We start from the raw sequence: 1,189 nt of genomic DNA, 5'->3' as shown, positions 1-1,189 counted from the left end.
CCTTTGATTACGGCTTTTACTTCACTGGCGGCTTGCTTGCCCAAATTTTGCCAGTTTATTTCCCGTAAGTATTTTACTGGGTCGCCTTTACCGAGCTTGCGTAGCACTGCAATGGCGGCTTCCATTGACTCACCACTATTTTTAATTACAACTTTACCCACACCTTTTACAGCAGAGCCTAATAATGGAACCAAACCAATGGCGGTTAGGGTAAAGGCTATCCAGCCGTCGCTGTCGTTGGCTTTATCATCATCGGTGAGTAACACGGTATTTGCACAAATATCACGAATATCCATGATTTGGTCAACCACCGGTATCATCGAGATAATGGTACCCACAACGATTTGTGAGGTGCTGGGGTTTTTATTAAAGTCACCTTGCAATGTGCCCCATAACCAATCACCGGCTTGGTTGGCTAAATTGCCTGCTTCTTCCAGCTTTGCGGTGTTACCGCTATTAATCATGTGCACGGCATCGGCGGTGGTTATTTGCCCATACAACGGGTTTGGTGTGGTGTTATCCTCTGGCTGATAATCGCGGCTGTCTTCGCCGTATTTAACACTGAACTGACCGCTGGGAATATTGGTAAGTTGCGCTTGTCCACTGTCGTCTAGTTGCCCTGTTTGCTGCGTTCCATCATCGAAGGTGATGGTGTAGGGGGCATTTTTTAACAGGACTCCCGTCTAGGTATACATATTCTAAATCGACCACACTAGCAGTCGTTGCTGCAACGCCTGCATCATTGATGGTTACATCGTTAATGCGACTAATACTCGCAGGGTTTGAGGCACTAGGACTACTGGCTGTTTGTGGGCTTTTTTATTAAAAAACACACATTCTGTCGAGCTAAATAGCAGTGAGCTCTTTAAGCGCAGCGCCTCTTAACCTCTTTGTGAATATTTTACTTAAAACCATGTTGCACAAAGAGAAAAGAATGAGAAGTAAATGAGGGGAGCAACCTAAGGCTAGACGCTAATCTTTAAAAGACTGTAGCGCCTAGCCTTACAACATCCATGTTGTTAAAGAGCAGGTAAATCACTATTGTTTAATACGTTTGTTGTGCAGTAATAACGTCATCATCATTATTATCACGCTCAAAGTTCAGATTAAATTGGCCTTGGCGATTTATGGTGAAAATAGCGCGCGTCCAGTTTTTTGGTTGGTGTTTAGTGGCATTCTCAAACAAAGT

At 44.1% G+C, this 1,189-nt stretch carries 2 pseudogenes; both read right to left on the bottom strand.

What is annotated here, in order from left to right:
* Window positions 1-464: pseudogene (locus tag H5232_RS24480) on the bottom strand (hypothetical protein); the annotation flags it as partial.
* 581 nt (window positions 465-1,045) lie between these two features.
* Window positions 1,046-1,189: pseudogene (locus tag H5232_RS24475) on the bottom strand (DUF600 domain-containing protein); the annotation flags it as partial.

It is taken from the genome of Pseudoalteromonas sp. SG41-5 (assembly GCF_014164495.1).
Classification (GTDB): Bacteria; Pseudomonadota; Gammaproteobacteria; order Enterobacterales; family Alteromonadaceae; genus Pseudoalteromonas; species Pseudoalteromonas rhizosphaerae.
Note: the sequence above shows the minus strand (reverse complement) of the source record. Positions and strands in the feature narration are given on the sequence as shown.